This is a genomic window from Gordonibacter sp. RACS_AR68, assembly GCF_030418485.1.
Classification (GTDB): domain Bacteria; phylum Actinomycetota; class Coriobacteriia; order Coriobacteriales; family Eggerthellaceae; genus Gordonibacter; species Gordonibacter urolithinfaciens.
Genome location: NZ_JAIPUP010000004.1, coordinates 316770 through 334688 on the forward strand (window position 1 = coordinate 316770; position 17919 = coordinate 334688).

General features: G+C 69.3%; 19 protein-coding genes. 7 read left to right on the top strand and 12 right to left on the bottom strand.

All coding sequences use genetic code 11. The features are described 5' to 3' along the window. Window positions 1-38: 38 nt before the first annotated feature. Both trpA and trpB read right to left on the bottom strand, forming a co-directional pair. Complete coding sequence (gene trpA / locus K9U15_RS10575; RefSeq protein WP_154270355.1) at window positions 39-950, bottom strand: tryptophan synthase subunit alpha; 912 nt, start codon at window positions 948-950, stop codon at window positions 39-41. Further along, a complete protein-coding gene (gene trpB, locus K9U15_RS10580) occupies window positions 943-2127 on the bottom strand; it encodes a tryptophan synthase subunit beta (RefSeq protein ID WP_096227053.1) in 1185 nt (394 codons plus the stop codon). The genes trpA and trpB overlap by 8 nt, the downstream gene beginning before the upstream one ends. Window positions 2128-2678: 551 nt before the next feature. On the opposite strand from trpB, the gene K9U15_RS10585 reads away from it, so the two are divergent. Then, window positions 2679-3641, top strand: a complete 963-nt coding sequence (locus tag K9U15_RS10585) for an L-lactate dehydrogenase (protein WP_123674081.1) — start codon at window positions 2679-2681, stop codon at window positions 3639-3641. A gap of 369 nt (window positions 3642-4010) precedes the next feature. Here K9U15_RS10585 and K9U15_RS10590 read toward each other — a convergent pair whose 3' ends face one another. The 3 genes from K9U15_RS10590 to K9U15_RS10600 all read right to left on the bottom strand — a co-directional run bounded on the left by K9U15_RS10590 (window position 4011) and on the right by K9U15_RS10600 (window position 6076). Continuing rightward, entirely contained in the window at window positions 4011-4847 is an 837-nt protein-coding gene (locus K9U15_RS10590) for an RNA methyltransferase (RefSeq protein ID WP_123674082.1), read from the bottom strand. Window positions 4848-4861: 14 nt separating this feature from the next. Next, window positions 4862-5464 (bottom strand): bifunctional phosphoserine phosphatase/homoserine phosphotransferase ThrH, encoded by a 603-nt coding sequence (gene thrH / locus K9U15_RS10595; RefSeq protein WP_096227056.1) that lies wholly within the window; start codon window positions 5462-5464, stop codon window positions 4862-4864. Between the two features lie 228 nt (window positions 5465-5692). Continuing rightward, a complete protein-coding gene (locus K9U15_RS10600) occupies window positions 5693-6076 on the bottom strand; it encodes a RidA family protein (protein WP_301156068.1) in 384 nt (127 codons plus the stop codon). 107 nt (window positions 6077-6183) lie between these two features. Here K9U15_RS10600 and K9U15_RS10605 point away from each other — a divergent pair, with 107 nt between their 5' ends. The 4 genes from K9U15_RS10605 to K9U15_RS10620 all read left to right on the top strand — a co-directional run bounded on the left by K9U15_RS10605 (window position 6184) and on the right by K9U15_RS10620 (window position 11412). Next, window positions 6184-6774, top strand: coding sequence for a hypothetical protein (locus K9U15_RS10605; protein ID WP_227114876.1), 591 nt, complete (start codon window positions 6184-6186; stop codon window positions 6772-6774). Window positions 6775-7118: 344 nt separating this feature from the next. Continuing rightward, a complete protein-coding gene (cydD, locus tag K9U15_RS10610; protein WP_301156069.1) occupies window positions 7119-8837 on the top strand; it encodes a thiol reductant ABC exporter subunit CydD in 1719 nt (572 codons plus the stop codon). Further along, window positions 8834-10645 carry a thiol reductant ABC exporter subunit CydC gene (gene cydC, locus K9U15_RS10615; RefSeq protein WP_301156070.1) on the top strand — a complete coding sequence of 604 codons (1812 nt, stop codon included), beginning with the start codon at window positions 8834-8836 and terminating at the stop codon, window positions 10643-10645. The genes cydD and cydC overlap by 4 nt, the downstream gene beginning before the upstream one ends. Window positions 10646-10950: 305 nt before the next feature. After that, complete coding sequence (locus tag K9U15_RS10620; RefSeq protein WP_096227061.1) at window positions 10951-11412, top strand: zinc ribbon domain-containing protein; 462 nt, start codon at window positions 10951-10953, stop codon at window positions 11410-11412. Here the strand turns inward: K9U15_RS10620 and K9U15_RS10625 are convergent. From K9U15_RS10625 to K9U15_RS10635, 3 genes are all read right to left on the bottom strand, one after another. Beyond that, window positions 11381-12325, bottom strand: a complete 945-nt coding sequence (locus tag K9U15_RS10625; RefSeq protein ID WP_172623277.1) for a helix-turn-helix transcriptional regulator — start codon at window positions 12323-12325, stop codon at window positions 11381-11383. The genes K9U15_RS10620 and K9U15_RS10625 overlap by 32 nt on opposite strands. A gap of 243 nt (window positions 12326-12568) precedes the next feature. Next, window positions 12569-13444 carry a patatin-like phospholipase family protein gene (locus K9U15_RS10630; RefSeq protein ID WP_096227062.1) on the bottom strand — a complete coding sequence of 292 codons (876 nt, stop codon included), beginning with the start codon at window positions 13442-13444 and terminating at the stop codon, window positions 12569-12571. Between the two features lie 47 nt (window positions 13445-13491). Next, window positions 13492-13854, bottom strand: a complete 363-nt coding sequence (locus K9U15_RS10635) for a transcriptional regulator (RefSeq protein ID WP_087190303.1) — start codon at window positions 13852-13854, stop codon at window positions 13492-13494. Between the two features lie 220 nt (window positions 13855-14074). Between K9U15_RS10635 and K9U15_RS10640 the strand changes: the two genes are divergently transcribed. Continuing rightward, entirely contained in the window at window positions 14075-14446 is a 372-nt protein-coding gene (locus tag K9U15_RS10640) for a n-acetylglutamate synthase (RefSeq protein ID WP_123674089.1), read from the top strand. Here K9U15_RS10640 and K9U15_RS10645 read toward each other — a convergent pair. The 4 genes from K9U15_RS10645 to K9U15_RS10660 all read right to left on the bottom strand — a co-directional run bounded on the left by K9U15_RS10645 (window position 14443) and on the right by K9U15_RS10660 (window position 17546). Next, window positions 14443-15204 carry a TatD family hydrolase gene (locus K9U15_RS10645; RefSeq protein ID WP_301156072.1) on the bottom strand — a complete coding sequence of 254 codons (762 nt, stop codon included), beginning with the start codon at window positions 15202-15204 and terminating at the stop codon, window positions 14443-14445. The genes K9U15_RS10640 and K9U15_RS10645 overlap by 4 nt on opposite strands. After that, the gene (locus tag K9U15_RS10650) at window positions 15201-15941 is read right to left on the bottom strand and encodes a ThiF family adenylyltransferase (RefSeq protein ID WP_096227064.1); all 741 of its coding nucleotides are present in this window, start codon (window positions 15939-15941) and stop codon (window positions 15201-15203) included. The genes K9U15_RS10645 and K9U15_RS10650 overlap by 4 nt, the downstream gene beginning before the upstream one ends. Window positions 15942-16080: 139 nt before the next feature. Continuing rightward, entirely contained in the window at window positions 16081-16608 is a 528-nt protein-coding gene (locus K9U15_RS10655; protein ID WP_096227065.1) for a hypothetical protein, read from the bottom strand. A 29-nt stretch (window positions 16609-16637) separates the two neighbouring features. After that, window positions 16638-17546 (bottom strand): patatin family protein, encoded by a 909-nt coding sequence (locus K9U15_RS10660; protein ID WP_096227066.1) that lies wholly within the window; start codon window positions 17544-17546, stop codon window positions 16638-16640. An 85-nt stretch (window positions 17547-17631) separates the two neighbouring features. On the opposite strand from K9U15_RS10660, the gene K9U15_RS10665 reads away from it, so the two are divergent. Next, complete coding sequence (locus K9U15_RS10665; protein WP_087190298.1) at window positions 17632-17868, top strand: glutathione S-transferase N-terminal domain-containing protein; 237 nt, start codon at window positions 17632-17634, stop codon at window positions 17866-17868. The last annotated feature ends 51 nt before the right edge of the window (window positions 17869-17919 follow it).

The following is a 17919-nucleotide window of genomic DNA, read 5'->3' on the forward strand; positions in this document are numbered from 1 at the left end:
CCCGGGAGCGGGCGCCCTCGCCGGGACGAGCTCAGAGCCTACGCCCGGCCCGCAGCCTCTGCGATAGCCGCCTTCAGGGTGCGTAAACACTCCGCCGCCGGGCCCGCGCTCGCGCGGCCGTGCTCGGCCGCCAGGCGCACGATGGCGCCGCCCACCACGATGCCGTCCGCCACGGCCGCCAGCGCTGCGGCGTCCTCGGGCGTGGCGGTACCGGCGTCCACGAGGCACGGGACGTCCGGGTTCGCCCGCCGTACCCGCTCCACCAGGTCCTTGGCCTCGGCGGGATCCCCCTGCGCGCCCACCGCCCCCAGCGACAAGGCGCAGCACACGAGCCCGTCCGCTCCCTGCGCGATCGCTTGCACGCGGTCTCCCGACGTAGGCGCCACCATCGAGGCGAACGCCACGCCCGCCGCACGGCAGGGGCCGGCGAACTCCTCCTTCTCCTCGAAGGGGATGTCGGGCAGGACGAGCGCGTCCACCCCCGCCTCGGCCATGCGGCGCGCGAACCGCTCCACGCCATGGCAGAACACCACGTTGGCGTACGTCACGAACGCGAGCGGCACGTCCGTGCGCTCCCGCACGCGCTTCACCAGCTGGAATGCCTTATCGACGGTCGCACCGCCGGCGAGCGCCCGCAGGTTCGCGGCCTGCACCTCGGGCCCCTCGGCCGTGGGATCGGAGAACGGGATGCCCAGCTCCACCAGGGCCGCTCCTGCCCCGGCGAGGGCGACCACCAGTTCCTCGGTAGTTTCCAGGTCCGGGTCGCCGCAGGTGACGAACGGCACAAGCGCCTCGCCGCCCTCGAGGGCGCGCGCGATGCGGGCGACGCCCGTGGCGGCGGATACGGCCGACGATGCGGCAGAAGCGGTGCCCGCCGCGGTCGAAAGCTCAACCGATGCCGAAGCAGATGCGACAGTCGAAGGCGCAGATGCCGTTTCGATGCTACTCATGGAGGTTCTCCCCTCGATAGCGGGCGATGGCGGCGCAGTCCTTGTCGCCGCGCCCGGATACGTTCACCACCAGTATCTGATCCCGGCCCATGGTAGGCGCGAGCACGCGCGCGTGCGCCACCGCGTGGGCCGACTCGATGGCCGGGATGATACCCTCCGTGCGGCTCAGGTACTCGAACGCGTCCACGGCCTCGTCATCGGTCACGGCCACGTACTCGGCGCGCCCGGCGTCGTGCAGGGCCGCGTGCTCGGGTCCCACGCCCGGGTAGTCCAGCCCGGCGGAGATAGAGTACACAGGTGCGATCTGCCCCTGGTCGTCCTGGCAGAAGTAGCTCTTCATGCCGTGGAAGATGCCCAGCTTGCCCGTGGTGACGGTGGCGGCTGTCTCGAAGCCGTCCACGCCGCGCCCGGCGGCCTCGCAGCCCACAAGCCGCACCGACGGCTCGTCGATGAAGTGGTAGAACGCCCCGATGGCGTTCGACCCGCCGCCCACGCACGCCAGCACTGCGTCGGGCAGCCGACCCTCGGCCTCGGCCAGCTGCTGCTTGATCTCGCGCGAGATGACCGCCTGGAAGTCGCGCACGATCGTGGGGAACGGGTGCGGGCCCATGACGGAGCCCAGCACGTAGTGCGTGTCGTCGATGCGCTGCGTCCACTCGCGGAACGTGGCCGACACGGCGTCCTTGAGCGTGGCCGTGCCCTCGTCCACCGCGTGCACGCGCGCGCCCAAGAGGCGCATGCGGTACACGTTGAGCGCCTGGCGCTCGGTGTCCTCGCGGCCCATGAACACCTCGCACTCCATGCCCATGAGCGCCGCCGCCGTGGCGGTGGCCACTCCGTGCTGGCCGGCGCCCGTCTCGGCGATGAGGCGGGTCTTCCCCATCCGCTTTGCCAGCAGCGCCTGGCCCAGCACGTTGTTGATCTTGTGCGAGCCCGTATGGTTCAGGTCCTCGCGCTTCAGGTATACCTTCGCGCCGCCCAGATCCTCCGTCATGCGGCGGGCGAAGCAGAGGCGCGACGGGCGCCCCGCGTAGTTGTTCAGCAAGTCGGCGAGCTCGCGGTTGAACGCGGGATCCCGCTTGCAGTCCTCGTAGGCTTCCTCCAGCTCGCCCACGGCGCTCATCAGCAGCTCGGGGATGTACTGGCCCCCGTGGATGCCGAACCTTCCCTTGGCCATGGCCTCTCCTCCTTGCCCTCTCCGTCTGCAGCGCGCCGACCAGCCCCAAGTCTGCCGGCCTCACGCCGTTCCTTCCCAAGTGCGGGGCGCGTCGCCGCGCCGCCCTCTTCGTCGGAAGGGCATGAAAAAAGCCCGTCCCGACAAGCGTCTGCTTTGCCAAGGACGAGCTTGTAGCCCGCGGTGCCACCTTGTTTCACGGCCCTGCCGTGCGCTTTGCGAGATACCCTCATATCTCCGGCAACTGACGTATGCCCCCACGTCGCATGATACTGGGCGGCCGGGATGCCCCGCCACCGTTCACCGCGCCCTCCGTGGCCCATTTGGCAACCTGCGTCCGACCCGGTTCCCAGCACCCCGGGCTCTCTGTGCGTGCACAGCTGCTTTGACTTCCACCTCAACGGTTTGGTTCAAACTGGCTGGCATCATACCCCCGCCCGCAGCGCTTTGTCAAACGGGGAAACCTTGGCGAAACCCTTGAGGCCTTGACGCCGGCACGTCGTTGCAGTAGGTTCGAGCTCATACGCTACCGCTACACTAGGGAAAGGCTTCACATGGCCAAAGCCGCCAACAACCGAAAAGTCGCCATCGTCGGATGCGGGTTCGTGGGATCCGCCACGGCGTTCGCGCTCATGCAGAGCGAGCTGTTCACCGAGATGGTGCTCATCGACGTCGACCGCGACCGAGCCGAGGGCGAGGCGCTCGACATCGCGCACGGCATGCCCTTCGCCGGACCCATGAACATCTACGCGGGCGACTACGACGACGCGGCGGACGCGGCCATCATCATCGTCACTGCCGGCGCGAACCAGCAGCCCGGCGAGACGCGCCTCGACCTCGTGCACAAGAACGTGCGCATCTTCAAGTCCATCATCCCCGAGATCGCCCGACGCGACTACCAGGGCATCCTGCTGGTAGTGTCGAACCCGGTTGACATCCTCACGCACGTGGCGCTGAAGCTCTCGGGCATGCCGGAGAACCGCGTGATCGGCTCGGGCACCGTGCTGGACACCGCGCGCTTCAAGTACATCCTCGGCGAGCACCTCGGCGTGGACCCGCGCAACGTGCACGCGCGCATCATCGGCGAGCACGGCGACAGCGAGATCGCGGCCTGGAGCACGGCGAACGTCTCCGGCATCCCCGTGAACGACTTCTGCGAGCTGCGCGGCCATTTCGACCACGACGAGTCCATGCAGCGCATCGCCGAGGACGTGAAGAACAGCGCCTACGAGATCATCGCGAAGAAGAGGGCCACCTACTACGGCATCGCCATGTCGGTGAAGCGCATCTGCGAGGCCATCGTGCGCGACGAGAAGCCCATCCTGCCCGTGTCGAACTTCCAGCACGGCGTACACGGCCTGCACGACGTGGTGCTGTCGATGCCCGCCGTGGTGGGCAAAGACGGCATCGAGTACCAGGTGCCCTGCCCGCTCTCCGACGACGAGCTGGCGAGGCTGCATGCGTCCGCGAAAACGCTGCAGGGGATCATCGGCGGGCTGGACTTGAATCTGGACTAGAACAGCGTCGCCTTCCCGCACAAGCGAGGCATGCTCGTTGGATTGAGGCGACGCTACCGCCGCACAAGCCCATAGCCAACATGAAAGACGTCGTCTTGCTACAAATTCACCTAATTCGGCGATATCGAACGAGCCAGCCTGAAGGCTAATTACCGTGAACAGGCGTTTCTCACAGGCGACCTTCCGAGATCGGCTTCAGACAGGGCTCAAACCGCCGAATTCGGCGAATTTGCAGCAAGGGAGGCGACGGCCTGGGCGAGCGGAATGCATTCGTTCGGATGGCGCAAAGCAACAGCAGGGAATATCACGGCTGTCGTCGCACGGACTCCTTCGACTCCGCGCCCGGGGCGCTCCGCCCAGACGGGCCGCTCATCGCCACTTCGTCCTCAGCTCCCAAAACGCAACGGCGCTGGCGGCGGCCACGTTGAGGGAGTCCACGTCGTGGTCCATGGGTATCTTCACGGTGTAGTCGCAGGCGGCGATGGTGGACGCGGCCAGGCCGTCGCCCTCGGTGCCGAGAACCAGCGCCAGGCGCTCGCAGTCGCGCAGACGCGCATCGTGCAGATGGATGGCGTCGTCGGACAGCGCGAACGCGGCCGTCACGAAGCCGAGCGAGCGCAGCAGCGGCACGCCCTCGGCCGCCCAGTCGCGCACGCTGCCGATGCGTGTCCACGGCACCTGGAACACCGTCCCCATCGACACGCGCGCGGCGCGGCGGTACAACGGGTCGTGGCATGACGGCGTGACCAGCACCGCGTCGATGCCGAGCGCCGCCGCCGAGCGAAAGACGGCCCCGATGTTCGTGTAGTTCACCACGTCCTCGAGCACGGCCACGCGGCGCGCGCCTGCCAACAGCTCCTCCACGCTCGGCAGCGCGGGACGCTCGAACGCCGCGAGCGCGCCGCGCGTCACCTCGTAGCCGGTGAGCGCGTGGAACTGCTCGCGCGTGGCCACGAACACGGGCATATCCGGGTCGGCCGCGAGCGCGCGCTCGACGACCGGCATGGTCTGGTCGAGCCACTTCTCCTCCATGAACAGCGAGCGCATCCGCACGCCGGCGGCCAGCGCGCGCTCGATCACCTTGCGCGATTCGCCGATGAACAGGCCGTTTGCGCTGTCGGGGCAGTCGCGCAGCTGGGAGTCGGTCATGCCCGAGTACACCGCGAGCCGCGGGTCGTCCAACCCGTCGAGATGGATGATCGGCACGGGACGCCCTCCCCCTATGCGGCGGCCTGCTTGATGGCGGCCAGCAGGTCGCCGAACTCCTCGAAGGCCGGCAGGTCGGGGTTGTCCGCCTTGATGGCATCGGTGCTGCGGAACAGGAAGCCGGCCTTGCTCGCACGGATCATCCCCAGGTCGTTGAAGCTGTCGCCGGCGGCGATGGTGTCGAAGCCGCATGACTGCAGCGCGCGCACCGTGGTGAGCTTGGACTCGGGGCAGCGCATGCGGATGCCGGCGATCCGGCCGTCGGCGGTCATGTCCAGCTCGTTGCAGAAGATGGTCGGCCACCCCAGCTTCTCCATGAGCGGGCTCGCGAACTGGGTGAACGTGTCGCTGATGATGATGACCTGCATCTGCGAGCGCAGCTCGTCCAAGAACTCCCTCGCGCCCGGCAGCGGGTCGATGGCGGCGATGGTGCGCTGGATCTCGGGAAGGCCCAGGCCGTGCTCTGCGAGCGTGTCCAGGCGGAAGGCCATGAGCTTGTCGTAGTCGGGCTCGTCGCGCGTCGTGCGCTTGAGCTCGGGGATGCCGCTCGCCTCGGCGAACGCGATCCATATCTCGGGCACGAGCACGCCCTCCAGGTCAAGGCAGGTCACATACATAGGTACAACCCCTCTTCTCGAACGTTTCCCGAACGCCTCCCGCACGTCCGCCGGATGCGGCTTACAGCATACCCGAGCCGGCCCGGTTCCGCCACGTCGCGCCCGGTCGTTTCGTCGCCCGGATGCGCGCGCCGGGAAGCGGCGGCAGCCAAGCCGCCCCTTCTCCCACCACGTGCGACGTCAAGCGCGCGAGGCTTTGCCCGCGCCGGCATCATGCGCGGCCGCCGGCTACGCGCCCGGCACCTCGGCCACCACTTCCACCTCCACGAGCGCGCCCTTCGGCAGGCCCGCCACCTGCACCGCCGAGCGCGCGGGCAAATGAGCGCCGAACGAGCGGGCGTACACCTCGTTCACCGCCGCGAAGTCGCCCAGATCGGCGAGGAAGCACGTGGCCTTCGCCACGTGTTCGAAATCGGTGCCGGCGGCCGCGAGCAGCGCGCCCACGTTGCGCATGACCTGCTCGGCCTGCTCGGCAGCCGTGTCGCCCACGAGCTCGCCCGTGGTCGGGTCGAGCGAGATCTGCCCCGAGGCGAACAGCAGCCCTCCCGCCACGACCCCCTGGGAATAGGGCCCGATGGCCGCGGGGGCCTCCTTCGTCTCGACAACGTCCATGAGCGCTTCCTTCCGTATTCGGCGTTTCCGCCCATTCTAGCGCATCGCCCGGGCCCCGTTTGCCCTATACTCTTCCCAACCGATCCATCCGATGCGAAGGAGGCCGCATGGCCGCTACCGTCAAGACCCTTATCGAGCACAGCGGCGAATTGTACTGGGGCACGCGCCAGGCGATGCCGGGGTACCATTTCGGGGTGTCGCTCAACGTGATGGAGAACGGGCTGGTCGCGCGCGTGGTGTACGTGATGAGCGATCTGGACGACAGCGAGGAGCCCCTTGTGACGCCCGAGCTGCTGGCCTCGGCGTGCTTCTCCGTGGACGACCTCGCGCCGAACGGCATCGTGCCGAGCGACCTTCTGGACGACGAGGAGGCCGACGACGAGGGCGTCATCGGCTGGTACTGCGTGGAGGAGTCGTTCTTCGGCAAGGACGACGTGGAGGCGCTGCGCGCCAGCAACGACCAGCTGGACGGCTACCTGGACATCGTCCTCGCGATCATGACCATCTCGGCGGACGAGATAGCCGCCGGCATGCCGTCGCTCGAGGAGGTGTCGTTCTTCGACCTGCTCGACGAGCTGGAGGGCATCGCGGTGCTCATCGACGAGGGCGCGCTGGCAAAGCCGCTCCCCTTCACGTTCCGCCTGATAGGCGACGCGCTTCTGGGATGGGAGTCCGCGGACGAGGAAGACTGGCGCTAAGGGAGGTGCCGCCCGGCGCCTGTGCGGCAAGGCGGCGCCCGTGCAGCAGGGCGGCAGCCGCGCGGCACGCGCCCCGGGCGGCAGGGCGGCGGCCGCGCGGCATGCATCCCATGCAGGAGGGCGCGCCCGGAGGGGGCGTGCCGACCGTCGGCCGGCACGGAGCGGACCGCCGCGACGCCCGCTCCGAAGGTCGCAGCGCCGTCAACGGGCCCCGGGGCCCGCAGGCGCGCCCACGCAGATCGGCTGGCACGCCCCCTCCCTTTATGTTACCATAGTAGTACCATTTAACGGCAGGGCAGCGGCGCGGAGCCGCCGCGGGCCCCGGATCGCAAGGGAAGCGAGCCATGATCGACAAGGCCATCTTCGCGCTTCCGGGGGTGGGACGCATCCTCGGGCCGCTCGCGGCGTCCGCGGCGCTGCAGGCGCTCGCGGTGCTGGGTCAGGCGTGGTCGCTGTCCACGGCCATCACGAACCTGTGGCTGGGCGGCGCGGTGGTCGACCAGGCCCTGCTCGTGGCCGTGTTCCTCGCGTGCTTCATCGGGCGGCAGGGCGTGCTCTGCGTGCAGTCCGGCCTGCTCGACGCCTACGCCTACGAGCAGGCGAACGCGCTGCGCCGCTCACTGCTCGAGAAGATATTCACCACGAACGCCCGGCTCGTGCAGGACCACGGCACCGGCAGCGTGGCCGCCGCCGTGCTCGAGGGCGCCGACCAGGTGGAAGCGTACTTCAAGCTCATCCTGCCCAAGGTCACGGGCATAGCCCTCATTCCCGCCATTCTGCTGGCGGCCTCGTTCGCACTCGACTGGGTGTCGGGGCTCATCATGTTCGTGGCGTTCCCGTTCATCATCCTGTACATGGTCATCATGGGCCACACGGCCAAGGAGAAGGCGTCGCGGCAGCACCGCACGTTCGAGATCATGTCGAACCACTTCATCGACACGTTGCGCGGCATCGACACGCTCAAGCTGTTCGGCGTGTCCAAGCGCTACGGGAAGAGCATCTACGAGGTGTCCGAGCGCTTCCGCGAGGCCACCATGCGCACGCTCAAGGTGGCGAACCTCTCGAGCCTGGTGCTGGACACGTTCGCGACGCTCTCGGTGGCGGCCGTGGCGTTCATGCTGGGATTCCGCCTGATCGACGGCTCGGTCACGCTGTTCCCGGCGCTCGCGCTGCTCGTGATAGCGCCCGAGTACTTCCGCCCCATCCGCGAGTTCGCGGCCGACTACCACGCCTCGCTCGACGGCAAGAACGCGCTCGCGTCCATCCAGGCGCTCGTGGACGCGCCCGACGAGCCGCCCGCGGAGCTGCCGCTGCCCGCCTGGCACGCCAATGCGCTCCTCGGGCTCGAGGGCGTGGGCTTCTCGTACCCGGGGTTCAAGGCGCTCGAGGGCGTGACGCTTGCGGCCGAGGGGTTCCAGAAGGTGGGCATCGTGGGCGCAAGCGGCTCGGGCAAGAGCACGCTCGTGAGCCTGCTCGGCGGCTTCGCCTCGCCCGACGAGGGCGAGATCGACGTGGACGGCGTGCGGGCGGGAAGCCTGCGCCAGGCGGCCTGGCAGAGCCAGGTGGCCTACATCCCGCAGGACCCCTACCTCTTCCACGCCACGCTGCGCGAGAACCTCGTGTTCTACTGCCCTGACGCGACCGACGACGAGGTGGCGCGCGCCGTGGAGGTGGTGGGGCTCGAGGGGCTCGTGGACGAGCTGCCCCGCGGGCTGGACACGCGCATCGGCGAGGGGGCGCGGCCGCTCTCGGGCGGGCAGGCGCAGCGCATCGCTCTCGCGCGGGCGTTCCTCGACCGCTCGCGGCGCATCCTGCTGTTCGACGAGCCCACGGCGCACCTGGACATCGAGACGGAGATGGAGCTGAAGGAGCGCATGCTGCCGCTCATGGAGGGGCGCCTGGTGTTCTTCGCCACGCATCGGCTGCATTGGGTGGACGACATGGACCTCGTGGTGGTCATGGAGGGCGGGCGCGTGGCCGAGCAAGGTGCGCCGGAGGAGCTGCGCGCCGGCGGCGGCGCGTTCGCACGCCTTGCCGCCCAGCTGGAAGGGGGTGCGCTATGAGCCGCAACGACGGCGGGCGGCGGGAAGCGGTCCCTGCGACGCAGGCCGGCGGACACCGGGCCAACCGCCGAAGCCCCCGCGAGGCCGACCGTTGGGTCTCGCCCTTCTTCAAGCGGTACTGGAAGGCGCTCGCGCTGGCGCTGTTCCTAGGCGTGGCCACGTTCGGGTTCGCGAGCGGGCTCATGGTGACGTCCGGCTACCTCATCAGCGCGGCGGCGGCCCTGCCGGGCAGCATCCTCATGATCCACCTGCCCACGCTCTTCGTGCGCATCTTCGGCATCGGCAAGCCCATCCTGCAGTACCTCGAGCGTCTCACCAGCCACGACTGGGTGCTGCGCATGACGAGCGGCCTGCGCCTCAAGCTCTACGAAGCGCTGGAGCACGACGCCGTGTTCTTCCGCCACAGCCACCGCACGGGCGATATCCTGGGGCTTCTGGCCGAAGACATCGGGCACTTGCAGAACCTGTACTTGCGCGCCGTGTTCCCCACCGTGGTGGCCTGGCTCGTGTACGCGCTGGGCGTGGCGGTGCTCGGGTTCTTCGACGCGTGGTTCGCGCTGGCGCTCGCGCTCGTTTTGGGCGTGGAGGTGTTCCTGGTGCCGCTCGTGTCCGCACTCGCTAACCGGGCGCGCATCGAGCGCCGCAAGACGCTGAAGAACGAGCTGTACGGCGAGCTCACCGACAACGTGCTGGGCGCCTCGGACTGGATCTTCGCGCGACGCGGCGACGAGTACCTGTCGCGCTACCAGGCCGCCGAGCAGGCCCGGCACGACATCGAGGCGCGGCTGAACCGCTTCGCGCGGCGGCGCGACCTCGCGTCCACGGTCGTGTTCGGCATTGCGGCGGCCCTGCTCCTCGTGTGGGCCGGCGGCTACTTCGGCGGCCAACCAGGCGAGGCGGCGAACTGGATCGCCGCGTTCGTGCTCGGGTTCTTCCCGCTCATCGACGCCTTCGCGCCCCTTCCCGCGGCCGCGGCCGAGACGGGCGTCTACCGCGACTCCATCCGCCGGCTGAACGAGCTGCCCCAGCCCGCGCCGGAAGAGGGCCCCGCGCCAACGGTGGAGGCGCCCCTCACCCTGGCCGTGGAGGACGTGGCGTTTCGCTACCCCGGCTCCGCGCGCGCCGTGCTCGACGGCGTGAGCTTGACCATCCCGCAAGGCCAGAAGGTCGCCATCCTGGGGCGCAGCGGCTCGGGCAAGAGCACGCTCGCCTCCCTCATCCGCGGCGATCTGGCGCCTGCATCCGGCAGCGTGACGCTGAACGGCGTGCCCACCAGCAGCTTCGGCGACGGCGTGGCGCGCTGCATCGGCGTGATCCAGCAGCAGACGTACCTCTTCAACATGACGCTGCGCGAGAACCTGCGCATCGGCAACCCCGCCGCCACCGACGACGAGATCCGGGAGGTGCTGGCGCACGTGGGTCTGTCCAACCTGGTAGAGCGTCTGCCCGAGGGGCTCGACACCATGGTGGACGAAGCCGGGATGCGCTTCTCGGGCGGCGAGCGCCACCGCATCGCGCTCGCCCGCGTGCTCTTGCAGGACACGCCCGTCATACTGCTGGACGAGCCCACCGTGGGCCTCGACCCCGCCACTGAGCGCGCGCTGCTGAAGACGTTCATCGAGAACGCGGAGGGCAGGACGCTCATCATGGTCACCCACCACCTGCAGGGCGTGTCCGCCATGGACCGCGTCGTGTTTGTGGAGGACGGCCGCATAGAGATGGAGGGCTCGCCTGCCGAGCTCGAGCGCACGAGCGAGCGCTACCGCCGCCTGCTCGCCTTCGACTCCGGGGTGGCCGCCCCGGAGTAAGGCGCCCCGGGCGGGTAACGGCGGACGGACGGATCGCTTTCGCCGTGACGCTTCAACAGCCTTCCTTGATTCACGCGTTCGCATGAATTTGTAGTAATGCGAGCATATTTCACACGAACGCGTGAAACGAAGGAGCAGCGATACCGAGTTTCGCAACACTCGAGAAGCTGGCGCGCTCCGCGGCCGCCACGCTCGGTCGGAAGCCCTTCCCCACGCGCAATGATTCGTTGCTTTACGCGTGGCGCGGCGCATGGTTCAATGGGTGCACGGCGGGAAGGCCGCCTGCCCCGATGAAAGGATGCCGCATGAGTGTTGGAGAGACGCTTGCCCGCATGCGCCGCGAGCGCAACCTCACGCAGGAGGACGTGGCGCGCAGGCTCTACGTCACCCGCCAAGCCGTCTCGCGCTGGGAGACCGGCGAGACCGAGCCGGGCGTGGACATGTGCAAGCTCATCGCCGCCACGTTCGACATGCCGCTCATGGAGCTGCTGGAGATGCCCGACGGAGACTACTGCCAAAGCTGCGGCATGCCGTTCTACCAGGAGGCCGACCACGGCAGCGAGGCAGGCGGCGGCCGTTCGCGCGACTTCTGCTCGATGTGCTACGAGGACGGCGCGTTCGTCCGCGACGAGACCATGGAGGAGCTCATCGAGGAGGCCGCCCCCCACATGGCCGCCGCCTGCCGCATATCGCGCGACGAGGCCGTGTCGTTCATGGGCGCGCTGCTTCCCCACCTCAAGCGCTGGGAGCAGGGGCAGGGCCGGTAGGGGCGGCGCAAGCGGGCCGCTCCCCCGTTGCGAGCGGCCTCACGGCGCGCATCTCACGGTAGCCGGCCGCGGGATCGGGCTCGTACTGCACGCGGGGGTGGTCGTCGTCCCAGGCATAGCCGATGACGGCCGGGTCGTAGCGGTCCATGGCGCGCTGCACGGACTCCATGGCGTCCACGAAGTCCTCCTCGCGGAAGGGCTCGCCCTGGAACGAGAGGTACGTGGCGGCGGGCAGGTCGACCACGTCGAAGCCGTTGGGCACGGGTCCCTCGAAGCCGGCGGGCATCTCCGCGCCCTGCACGTACACCGACGTGCCGGCGGGGCGGAAGCGCGGCGGCAGCCACAGGCTCACCGGCTCGCCGCCCAGCTGCTCCATGCTGGTGACAAGGCCCCACACCTGGCATCCCACCTCCTCGCCGTACGAGAAGTAGTCGTGCGCCGACACGCCGCGCTTCAGCACCACGCGGCGCGCCGGCTTCTCGATCGTCTGCACCAGCACGTTTCTCGCCGCGTTCGCAGGGGCGGGCACGTGGGCGCGGCGCAGCTCGTCGAACTTCACGCCGTAAGGCACGAACAGGCCTATGGGGACCGGGTCGGCCGCGTAGGCGCCGGGGTTGCAGCCGAACTCGCGGCGAAACGCCCGCTGGTAGCCGTCCACGCTGCCGAACCCCGACTCGAAGGCCACGTCGGCCACGCGCCGGCCCTCCTCGCGCAGCCGCGCGGCCGAATGCGTGAGGCGCATCCGGCGCTGGTAGTCGGCGGGGGTCATGCCCGTGAGCCGACGGAACAGCCGGTAGGAATGCCACGGCGAGAACAACGACACGGCAGCGAGGTCCTCAAGGGTCACCTCGTCCTCCACGTGCTCCTCAAGGTAGTCCTGCATCCGCTGCACTGCCTGCACCTGCTCGTTCACGCCGCACGCCCCTCTCCGCCGTTCGCTTTCCACCACCCGACGCCTGCACCCGTCCACTCTACCGGACGCACGCGCGGGCGCTCGACCGTTTTTGCCCTATTCCCACCGGAAGAACCGAACCGCCACCGCCGTGCACGCCACGACCACCGCTGCCAGCACGGCCAGCGTGAGCAGCCAGCCTCCGAGGAAGGCAGGCCATGATCCGCTCATCTGCATGCCGAACGCGAGCGTGGCGCGTGCGCGCTACCGCCCGAGGAAGCGCTCCCAGGCGGGCAGCTCCGCCTGCGCCTGCGCGCGGCCGCGCCGGAAGTTCGCCTGGAGCCTCGCCCGGTCGCGCTCGGTGTTGGCCACGCCCTGGTCGTTCGCGTAGAACACGTAGGCGCGGCCCTCCGCCTCCAGACGTGCGAGGCGGTCGAGCTCGGCGTTGTAACGACGCGCCCAGGTGTCCAGAGCCGCGCGCATGGCGGGACGCCGCCAGAAGAACACGTCGTAGAGGCGCTGGGGGCGCGTCCGGCGCCGGAAACCGCGAGGGCGCGTGCACACGACGAAGAAGCGCCGCAACCCGTCGGCTTCCGCGCGCGGAAGCATGATGCCGGCGCCGTCGCCGATGCCGCCATCGTACAGCGCCCGTCCGCCTATCCAGGTGGGAGGCAGGATGACAGGGTAGCTCGTGGAGGCGCGCACGCGCTCCATGAGCGCCCGCTCGTCGGGGAAGTCCCGGCGCGTGAAGTAAGCCGTGGCGCCGCTGTCGCGGTCGATGGCCTGCAGCGTGGCGCGCGCCGGGTTCGCCTGGAAGGCTGCGAAGTCGAACGGAAGCGCGTACCCGGGACGTGCGAGCGCATGGCCGTGCAGGGCCGCGCGCACGCCGTCCGCGCCCGCGAACGGCGCTATCCACCAGCGCAGCGACAGGTCGTCGAGCGATGCGGTGAACGACGCCTCCGCCCGCCGCACGTCGCGCGACAGGTAGTCGATCGTGTTCGTCGCCCCCGCGGAGAGCCCGTACACGTCGTCGAAGAACAGCCCGTTCTCCAACATGACCGCAAGCGCCCCGGCCGAGTACGAGTTCCGCATCCCGCCGCCCTCGAAGATGAGGGCAACGTCGCGCACCGTGCTCTCCATCGGGCCGCCCTCCCTTCTTCCCGTCGCCGGAACAGTGCCTGCGCGCCTCACAGCGCCGCGACCTCGCGGCGGAGCGCGGCGAGGTCGGGCGCCGGGCCCACGAGGCGGCGGTACAGGCGCTCCACCTGGCCGCGCAGCGCTATCTCGCGCGCCTCGCTCAGCACGAAGAACGACACGCGCAGGTACAGCTCGAGTTCTTGGGCGCTTTCCAGCTGCGCGGGGTCGGCCGAGGGGCGGGCCTGCCGCTCGTCCACGAGGGCGGCCAGCATGCCCTTCGTCACGCGCCGCATGCGCGCAAGGCTCTCCTTTCGGTCGCGGTACGCCCGGTACTGCGGCAGGAACAGCGCCGTGCACACGGCCAGCACCTCTGCGCACGCCGTGAACCACTCCGGCAGCGACCCGAGCTCCATGGCTCCTCCTTTTCGCAAGCTCTTTTTGAGCCACTATAGAAGCGCCTGCAAGATGGTACGCACTCACGGACGCATTCGTCACACCCCCGTGGTCACCGCGTAAGCCCGCAGGAGCCCACGCCGCCCTGCGTGCACGGCACAGATTCAGTGCGCGTTCGCTTCGTGCCGATGATAAGATGAATTGCGAAAACCCACGCGACAGCGAAGGAGCGCCATGCCCATGCCGAACTACGACGGCCGCGTGTTCGTATCACTCGAAAACACGGAGAACGGCGAAGTAGACGAACGGACGCGATTCGCCTATCACCAAAACGGCTTCAGCGTATGGGCCGATTATGCGGGCGGCGATATAGTGCGCGGCCACCTTGTGGGCACGACGGATGAAGATGGTCGCTTGCATTTCCTCTATCATCACCTGAATACCGCAGGAGAGCTGCGGGCAGGCGAATGCAACAGCATTCCGCAGAAGCTGCCCGACGGCCGCCTGCGGCTTCGCGAAACATGGCGTTGGCTCAATGGAGATTGCTCGGCTGGTACCTCGATCATCGAGGAGCAGGCGCCGGGCAATAGCGGAGTCGAACACGACGGCTAGAGACCGAGCAGGTCGCGGCTCGAGTGCGCAATGCGCTCCGCAAGGGTTTCGGGATCCTCGCGGCGCAGGCGGGCGATCTCGTCGAGGGCGCCTTCCAGCCGGCGGGCGAACTCCCCCGCCGGCACGGCCGGGCCGGCCTCGGGCGGCTCGTCGGTTTCCAGCAGCAAGCGGTCTCGCGGGATGGCCTGCGCGTAGGCGCGGCCGCGCTTCGAGGCCAGCATGTGCGGGCCCACGGAGAAGAAGCAGCCGAGCTTCGCGGCACGCTGCAGCTCGTCGGACGTGCCGGAGAACCAGTGGAAGAGGCAGGCGCCGCCGTCGAGGACGCCGTGGCGCTCGAGGACGTCGAGCACGGTTCCCGCCGAGCGCACGGCGTGGATCGAGAGCACCTTGCCGCCTTCCGCCGCGCAGGCTGCGGCGATACGGTCGAACGCCGCCACCTGCGCCCCGCGCGTCGCCACGTGCTTGGGGCTGAAGTCGAGTCCCACCTCGCCCACGTAGCGCGACGCGCCTGCGTTCGCGGCGGCGCGCTCGGCGGCCGCCTCGCCCGCCGGCCCTTCTTCCACCCACCAGGGATGCAGCCCCGCCCCCACGCGCACGTTGGGGCACGGCGCGAGCAGCCGCGCGGCCCGGTCGAAGCCCGCAGGCGTCACCGTCATCGAGAGCGCGCCCGTCCCGCATGCCGCCAACCCGTCCGCAAGCGCGCGCGGATCGGCGTCGAAGTCCAGGTGGCAGTGCATATCGAACAGGCGATACCTCATGCGCGCCCAATCCCAGCCAGCGTGCAGATCACCTCGCCGGCGATCATCTGGCCCATGATGGGCGGCACGTACGACGCCGTGCCGAGGTTCGACCGCTCGCGGCGCGCGGCGCCCTCGCGCACGGGCACGTCCACCGGCTGCTCGCACGAGTACAGCACGCGCAGGCTCCGGATGCCGCGCTTGCGCCCCTCCTTGCGCATGATGCGGCAGAGCGGGCAGTTCACCGTGTCGTACACGTCCGCCACGCGGAAGCACTCGGGGCGCAGCTTGTTCGCCGCGCCCATGCTGCTGATCAGGCGAAGCCCGCGCTCGTCGGCGTACTGCGCGATGGCGAGCTTCGCCGATATCGTGTCGATGGCGTCCACCACGTAGTCCACGCCGCCGGCATGCGCGGCGATGAACGCCGGCACGTTCTCGGCCAGCAGGAACTCGTCGATCGCCTCCACCTGCGCCGCAGGGTTGATGTCGGCCACCATCGCGCGCGCCACGTCCACCTTCTTGTGCCCGATGGTGCTGTGGAACGCGATGGCCTGCCGGTTGATGTTGCTGGCCTGCACCACGTCGTGGTCGACCACGACCAGCCGGCCCACGCCGCCGCGCGCAAGCGCTTCCACGCAGTTCGAGCCCACGCCGCCCACGCCGAGCACCATGACGGTGGAATCCGCGAGCCGCGCCAGACCGTCGCGCCCCATGATCAGTTCGAGTTTCGAGGTGGCGGTGTCGCCGGTTGCCGTCATGCGCTTCCTTTCTGTCGGCGACCATGGTAGCACCGCAGGGTGGCCGACCGTCCGAAAAGCCGCCGAGAGCCCATCTTCGCCTCAAAAACACGATTCAGCCACCGAGGCGCGAGTTTTATAGCGAAGATGCCTCCGCGGATTACGTCTGCGCGCCTATCCCCAAGCGCGCAAGGTCGGCGACGAAGCGCTCGACGGGCAGGCCGAGGCCCTCGAAGCCGGCCGCCTTACAGGGCATTCGCTCGTTCGCCAGGCGGCACAGCTCCGCCGGAAACGGATCGGCCGCCGCGTCGAGCGCGAGCGGGAGCGCCAGCAGCTTGTCCACCAGCACGTTCATGAACGCGACGGAACGCCGGCCGTGCGTGCGCGTGACCTCGGCCGCGCCGGCGAGGAACCGGTACGCCCCGATCGCGTCCTCGTCGAACCCCGAGGCGGCAAGCGAGGCGCGCAACGCTGCGAGCGCGACGGCCTCCCAATCGCGCCAATCCCCCGGCTGCATGCACGCGAAGGCCGCGAACCGGTTGCACGCGTTCGCCAGCAGCAGCACGTCGGCCCCGCCGAGCGCCACACGGTGCGCCTCCCAGCAGAAGAGCGGCTCCTCCGGCTCGCCGTAAGGCGGCCGCGCAAGCCGCAGATGCCGCTGCAACGGTATGGTGATGCCCAGCTGCACCGCTCCGCCTCCTCCTTTCCCGCAGCGCCTCAGCCGCGCTGCAGCCACGCTTCCCAGGCGTCGGCCTCGCGTTGGGCCTGGGCGTAGCCTTGGTCGTAGGAGCGGGACAGCTTCGCGTGATCCGTCTCCCGGTTCGATACCGGCATCTCGTCGGGGTGGAACACGCAGGCGGCGCCCTCGCGCTCCAGGCGGTCTACCTCGTCGCAGAGGGCGTTGTAGGGCCGCCAGCGCTCGATGGTGCGCTCGGCCACCTGCGGATGGGCCCGGAAGGCGGTGCGGAACAGCGCCGCCGCGGCCGGCCGCGGCGGCTTCTTGCGATAGCCGCGCGGCTGCGAGCGGATGATAAAGAACCGTTCGAACCCGTCGCGGCGCGCCGCGTCCAGCAGGATGCCCCGGCTCTCGCCCAGGCCGCCGTCCATGAACGTGCGCCCATCGATTACCGTAGGCGGCATGAACAGGGGCATGGTGGAGCTGGCCCGTACCCGCAGCATCATGTCGCGAAGCGTGGGGCAGTCGGCCTTCGTCCAGGCCACCGTCTCGCCGGTGTCCCAGTCGAAGCCCTCGATGTGCACGTCGGCGTCGCTGGCTGCGAACGTGTCGAAGTCGAACGCCATCACGGCGTCCGTTCCCGCCAGCTCCTCGGCAACGCCCTCGTACAGATACGGCGCGTTGAAGTAGCCATGCCCGCGCAGGAAGCTGCCAACACCGCCGAAGCGCGGGTCGCGCACGAGATCGACGAACGACGCCTTCGTGCGTGCGATGTCGCGCGACACGTAGTTCACCGCGTGGCTCGAGCCGGCGGAGATGCCGTACACGCGCCCGAAGTGCAGCTGGCGCTCCAGCAGCGTGACCATGGCGCCCGCCGTGTAGCTGGCGCGCATGCCGCCGCCCTCGATGACGAGCGCGACGTCGGATATGTTGGCCGTCAGGGTGCCCATGGGAGTATTATAGCCGTGCCGCGGGCTCTCCTGGGGGATGCGATACCGCGGCGTAGCCGAACGAGATGAGAGAGGAAACGCTACCATGGAGAAGCCGATTCTGTATTACTGGGCCCCGTGCCCCACCTGCTCCGTCCTGACCCATTTCGCCGAAGAGCACGGCATAGAGCTCGACAAGCGCGACGTGGAGCAGGAGGCACCCTACCAGGAGCTCCTCGAGCTGGGCGGCAACGCCGACCTCATCCCCTACCTGTGGGACGGCGAACGGCTCGTCAACGGCAACGACGAGTGCCTGGCGTACCTGCGCGAGAAGTACCTTTAGGCAGCGGGCGCACCCGAGCAGGGGCGCCCCCGCAGCGATCTCTCGCGCAGG

What these genes read in the sequence shown, in the direction of transcription:
- trpA (WP_154270355.1), bottom strand. Translation starts at nt 950, where the DNA reads ATGAGTAGCATCGAAACGGCATCTGCGCCTTCGACTGTCGCATCTGCT.
- trpB (WP_096227053.1), bottom strand. Translation starts at nt 2,127, where the DNA reads ATGGCCAAGGGAAGGTTCGGCATCCACGGGGGCCAGTACATCCCCGAG.
- K9U15_RS10585 (WP_123674081.1), top strand. Translation starts at nt 2,679, where the DNA reads ATGGCCAAAGCCGCCAACAACCGAAAAGTCGCCATCGTCGGATGCGGG.
- thrH (WP_096227056.1), bottom strand. Translation starts at nt 5,464, where the DNA reads ATGTATGTGACCTGCCTTGACCTGGAGGGCGTGCTCGTGCCCGAGATA.
- K9U15_RS10600 (WP_301156068.1), bottom strand. Translation starts at nt 6,076, where the DNA reads ATGGACGTTGTCGAGACGAAGGAGGCCCCCGCGGCCATCGGGCCCTAT.
- K9U15_RS10605 (WP_227114876.1), top strand. Translation starts at nt 6,184, where the DNA reads ATGGCCGCTACCGTCAAGACCCTTATCGAGCACAGCGGCGAATTGTAC.
- cydD (WP_301156069.1), top strand. Translation starts at nt 7,119, where the DNA reads ATGATCGACAAGGCCATCTTCGCGCTTCCGGGGGTGGGACGCATCCTC.
- cydC (WP_301156070.1), top strand. Translation starts at nt 8,834, where the DNA reads ATGAGCCGCAACGACGGCGGGCGGCGGGAAGCGGTCCCTGCGACGCAG.
- K9U15_RS10620 (WP_096227061.1), top strand. Translation starts at nt 10,951, where the DNA reads ATGAGTGTTGGAGAGACGCTTGCCCGCATGCGCCGCGAGCGCAACCTC.
- K9U15_RS10630 (WP_096227062.1), bottom strand. Translation starts at nt 13,444, where the DNA reads ATGGAGAGCACGGTGCGCGACGTTGCCCTCATCTTCGAGGGCGGCGGG.
- K9U15_RS10635 (WP_087190303.1), bottom strand. Translation starts at nt 13,854, where the DNA reads ATGGAGCTCGGGTCGCTGCCGGAGTGGTTCACGGCGTGCGCAGAGGTG.
- K9U15_RS10640 (WP_123674089.1), top strand. Translation starts at nt 14,075, where the DNA reads ATGCCGAACTACGACGGCCGCGTGTTCGTATCACTCGAAAACACGGAG.
- K9U15_RS10645 (WP_301156072.1), bottom strand. Translation starts at nt 15,204, where the DNA reads ATGAGGTATCGCCTGTTCGATATGCACTGCCACCTGGACTTCGACGCC.
- K9U15_RS10650 (WP_096227064.1), bottom strand. Translation starts at nt 15,941, where the DNA reads ATGACGGCAACCGGCGACACCGCCACCTCGAAACTCGAACTGATCATG.
- K9U15_RS10660 (WP_096227066.1), bottom strand. Translation starts at nt 17,546, where the DNA reads ATGGGCACCCTGACGGCCAACATATCCGACGTCGCGCTCGTCATCGAG.
- K9U15_RS10665 (WP_087190298.1), top strand. Translation starts at nt 17,632, where the DNA reads ATGGAGAAGCCGATTCTGTATTACTGGGCCCCGTGCCCCACCTGCTCC.